Raw genomic sequence first — 4,475 nt, forward strand, 5'->3', positions numbered from 1 at the left:
GAATATCTCCTTTGAAAACCGTTGTAAATGAAGACATAACAAAAAACAAGATTTATGTCCTTCTGTATCACCAAAATCGGTCTTTTTTGGTGATATAAAAAGACACATACTATTATTCTGGAAAACTACAGAATAATCCCTCCACCTTAAGGCAGAGGGACTTTCCAATTACTATTTCAAACTACCCGCAATCTCCGTAAAGATAACCCCAAGCGCATGTGCACCTGCATCAGGGTATCCTAAACTTCTTTCGCCAACTGTACCAGCGCGGCCCATGCGAGCTACGATTTCTTTCGTGTACTCTGCTCCTTTAACCGCTGCTTCTGCACCTTTTTCAAAGGCAGTTTTTACGTCTACTTCGTTTGAGGCGCTATCTAACCAAGAGTCTACACATGGAGCAAGTGCGTCAACAAGCGTTTTGTCACCAACTACTGCTCCTCTGCCGAATGATCTTTCACCGATCGATTGGATGCCTTGCAGTGCTGCTTGCAGTATTTCAGCGAATTCTTTCACTGTTAACTCACGCTTCTCGCCTGCTGCTTTACTAGCTGCGCGGAATGCACCGCCCCAAATTGGACCAGAAGCGCCGCCGCAATGTTCCATAATAATCATGGAGCAACCATCAAGGAATGATCCGATTGTTACGTTCTCTTGATCTACAATAGAATGCCACTCACGTTTTAATTGCTTAAATCCTTTTGCTACACTCATTCCGAAATCGCCGTCACCAGCGTGCGTGTCTAACTCACAGAATGGTACTTCATTTTTAATGATAATATCGCTCATTTTATCAACGAGATAAATCATGTTGTTTAATGTAATGACATTATCTTTAATAACAGCGTGTTCTTCTGCTGTTTCTAGTTCAAATGAAACTTCCTTCTCTTCTGTTTCTTCAAGTACATTTACATACTCTACACTTTCAACTGGTCCATCTACTTTAAACGCTGGTGTATTACATTCTTTTGATAGTAATGTTTTTAACTCATCATCTAATTTCATTACAGTTAAAGACATACCAGCCATATCGATACTCGTCATATAATTACCGACGAATACTCTATTAATTTTAATGTTTCTTGCAGCTAGTTCTCTCGTAACGGCGTTGTTAAATAAGTAAAGTTCCTGCAGTGGTGTTCCGCCAAAACCGTTAACTAGAAGTGCAATTTCTTCGCCATCTTTTACTCCTAAATCTTTTACAAGATCATTTGTCATACGGTTAGCTAATTCATCAGCCGACAACATTTTTTCACGTTTAATTCCTGGTTCGCCGTGAATACCTACGCCGTATTCCATTTCATCTTCCTCAAGTGTGAAAGTAGGTGATCCGCTCGCTGGAACTGTACAAGACGTTAACGCTAAACCGATTGTGCGCACGTTAGCCGCTGCTTTTTCTGCGACAGCTTTCACCGCTCCTAAATCCATACCTGCTTCCGCTGCTGCGCCGGCAATTTTATGAACTAAAATAACTCCTGCAACGCCGCGGCGTCCTACTGTATACAGACTATCTTCTACCGCAATATCATCGTCCACTTTTACGTAGTCGACTTCAATTCCATCTTCTGTCGCTAAATGCGCACCGTTTTTGAAATTCATAATATCGCCGCTATAATTTTTAATAATTAATAACGTACCTTTTTTACTAGCTGTTTCTTTAATTGCTTGGTATACCTGAATTTGTGAAGGAGAAGCAAAAACATCTCCGCACACCGCCGCATCTAACATTCCTTTTCCGACTAATCCTGCATGTGCCGGCTCATGGCCACTACCGCCGCCACTAATTAACGTTACTTTGTTTTCGTTCATTTCTTTCTTCTTAATAACTTTATATTTTTTCAAAAGTTCAAGCTCTGGGTGAGCCATAACCATTCCGTTACACATTTCCATTACTAATGTTTCTGGTTTGTTTATAATCTTTTTCATTGTGATTATCCCTCAATTCCTTTAATATATTGTGATATATTTGAAATCTTCTTCTTACTACTCATGTTAAAATGAAAGCGTTTTATAGTAAACGGACAAAATGGACAATCTGTCTAAAGACACCGCTCTCATTTATAGATAGGATTTTTATATTACTAACATTCTAGGGATGATTCAGATGACCTCTTCTATAATTTCTAAAAAGATAATCGCAAATTCATTGAAGTATTTAATGGAAACAGAGTCCTTTCATAAAATATCAGTGAGCGATATTATGTTACACTGTCAAATGCGTAGGCAAACTTTTTATTATCATTTTAAAGATAAATTTGAACTATTAAGCTGGATTTATAGAGAAGAAACGAAAGAAAATATTATAGACTTTCTCGATTATGAAAAATGGGAAAACATTTTTGATTTATTATTTGATTACTTTTACGAAAATCAAAAATTTTACCGAAATGCTTTTAAAGTTATTGAGCAAAACTCGTTTAATCACTATTTATTTGAGCATACGAAAAACTTATATATGAAGATTATTGATGAACTATCTGTAAGCTGTGGATTCAGCCTTTCTGATGAGACAAAAAATACGATTGCCTCCTTTTATAGTCACGGCTTCGTTGGAACGATAAAAGATTGGATTGAAAGCAAGTGCGAAGTAGATCCTTCCATTATGTCTTCTCTTATGAAAAATATGATAAACAATCAATTACTACTATTACTTGAGCAATCAGCAAAGTAATTAAAGGGTGGCAAAAGCAATGAAAAAGATTATGAATGATGTACAAAATATCGTTCAAGATATGCTGCATGGCTTTTATTTTGAACATAACGACAAAGTAAATTACGACGAAACAAATAACATCATTTATGTAAAAGATATCGAAAAACTAAAGCAAAACGTCGCGATTATAAGCGGCGGTGGTAGCGGACATGAACCCGCTGATATTGGCTATGTAGGAATAGGTATGCTTACAGCGGCAGTAAACGGCAGCATTTTCACTCCGCCTACAGTGGAACAAATTGTAGCGGCTACTCGCCTCATGCCAAAAGATAAAAGTATTTTATTCATCATTAAAAACTTTAAAGATGACGTTGAGAACTTTCTAGCGGCTGAGCAGATCGCTAAAGAAGAAGGAAGAAAAATTGACCACATCATCGTAAATGACGACGTTTCAATTGAAGATGATGCTTCTTTTAATAAAAGAAGACGCGGCGTCGCTGGTACTGTTTTCGTTCAAAAAATACTTGGTGCGGCCGCTCTTGAAGGCCATTCTTTAGAAAAACTAACAACACTTGGCCGTTCTATCACTGAAAACTTACACACATTAGGAGTTGCCCTTTCCCCTGCCAACGATCCAGTAAAAGGAAAAGCTTCATTCACATTAAACGAAGATGAAGTCTTTTATGGCGTTGGTATCCACGGCGAAAAAGGTTACCGTAAAGAAGCACTATCCTCTTCTGAAATATTAGCGATCGAACTAATGAACAAACTTAAAAGCATTTATCGCTGGAGAAAAGGAGACAACTTTGCCATCCTTATTAACGGACTCGGTGCAACGCCATTAATGGAACAATACATTTTCGCAAATGATATTCGCCGTTTGTGTGAACTGGAAGGATTGCAAGTTACATTCGTAAAAGTTGGTACACTGTTAACTTCTTTAGATATGAAAGGTGTTTCGCTTAGTTTGCTTAAGGTAGAGGATTTGGATTGGGTGAAGTGGTTGAAGGTGGATGTTAGAGTGGGTAATTGGTAAGTAAAAATTATGATGATAAAAGCCTTTAACTATAACAAGTTAAAGGCTTTTTACAAATTGAAATATCGCACGAGCGTTCAAAAGAAATTCGTAATTACCTCACTGGATGATTACAGGTCTTCCAAATAAAGCTGGATGATAAATTAACATTGCACCTACAAATGAACACACTAAACAAAAAACAGCCTCGTATTTTATGACTAAAGGAGAGTTCGTATCAAACTCTTTTTCCTCTCTTTTCAATATCAATTTAAATAACGCTGTATATAATACTTTATATAATACATACCCAACTATCGCCCCAAGGGTATTCGTAAATAAATCATCAATATCTGTAATTCTATTATTTAGTAATTGATTTAACTCAATTGCCAATGAAAAAAGGAATCCCGCGCATACGGTGTTTTTCATTTTTCTAAACTGCGGCCAAATAGTCGGTAATAGAAAGCCGAACGGCATAAACAGTACAATATTTAAAAGATACGTCGTACTACCTGCCGTATCAAATAGAGTCAAGTTGATTTGACTTACACGAATCCACGTTTCATATCTACTTATATCCCATACAGTCGCGATTTGCGTCACCTTATACACTAGCGAAAGATAGAATAGAAAAACATATACCCATAGAAAATGCCGAATAGATATGTTTCTTTTCGCTTTAAAATAAAATCCAATTTGAAACAAAACACAAAAAATTATAGTGAAAAAATACGTATACAAATAACTAATCAAAACTCCTGTATGCATGTGGAATCCCCTAACTTTACATTTTCATCTATTATTTTA

At 36.7% G+C, this 4,475-nt stretch carries 4 protein-coding genes; 2 read left to right on the forward strand and 2 right to left on the reverse strand.

Features of this window, described 5'->3' with window-relative positions:
- Positions 1-171: 171 nt before the first annotated feature.
- Positions 172-1,923 carry a dihydroxyacetone kinase subunit DhaK gene (gene dhaK, locus ACQGS6_RS23420; RefSeq protein ID WP_000720753.1) on the reverse strand — a complete coding sequence of 584 codons (1,752 nt, stop codon included), beginning with the start codon at positions 1,921-1,923 and terminating at the stop codon, positions 172-174.
- 178 nt (positions 1,924-2,101) lie between these two features.
- Here dhaK and dhaS point away from each other — a divergent pair, with 178 nt between their 5' ends.
- Both dhaS and dhaQ read left to right on the forward strand, forming a co-directional pair.
- The gene (dhaS, locus tag ACQGS6_RS23425; protein WP_000204212.1) at positions 2,102-2,668 is read left to right on the forward strand and encodes a dihydroxyacetone kinase transcriptional activator DhaS; all 567 of its coding nucleotides are present in this window, start codon (positions 2,102-2,104) and stop codon (positions 2,666-2,668) included.
- Positions 2,669-2,687: 19 nt separating this feature from the next.
- Positions 2,688-3,686 carry a DhaKLM operon coactivator DhaQ gene (dhaQ, locus tag ACQGS6_RS23430; RefSeq protein WP_074625361.1) on the forward strand — a complete coding sequence of 333 codons (999 nt, stop codon included), beginning with the start codon at positions 2,688-2,690 and terminating at the stop codon, positions 3,684-3,686.
- Between the two features lie 99 nt (positions 3,687-3,785).
- Here the strand turns inward: dhaQ and ACQGS6_RS23435 are convergent, their stop codons facing one another.
- Complete coding sequence (locus ACQGS6_RS23435; protein WP_000556854.1) at positions 3,786-4,436, reverse strand: VanZ family protein; 651 nt, start codon at positions 4,434-4,436, stop codon at positions 3,786-3,788.
- Positions 4,437-4,475 lie beyond the last annotated feature (39 nt).

It is taken from the genome of Bacillus sp. GMs2/2 (assembly GCF_050172095.1).
GTDB lineage: Bacteria > Bacillota > Bacilli > Bacillales > Bacillaceae_G > Bacillus_A > Bacillus_A cereus.

Bases quoted from the DNA above. Each gene is read 5' to 3' on its own strand.
- dhaQ (WP_074625361.1), top strand. From the start codon at position 2,688: ATGAAAAAGATTATGAATGATGTACAAAATATCGTTCAAGATATGCTG.
- ACQGS6_RS23435 (WP_000556854.1), bottom strand. From the start codon at position 4,436: ATGCATACAGGAGTTTTGATTAGTTATTTGTATACGTATTTTTTCACT.
- dhaK (WP_000720753.1), bottom strand. From the start codon at position 1,923: ATGAAAAAGATTATAAACAAACCAGAAACATTAGTAATGGAAATGTGT.
- dhaS (WP_000204212.1), top strand. From the start codon at position 2,102: ATGACCTCTTCTATAATTTCTAAAAAGATAATCGCAAATTCATTGAAG.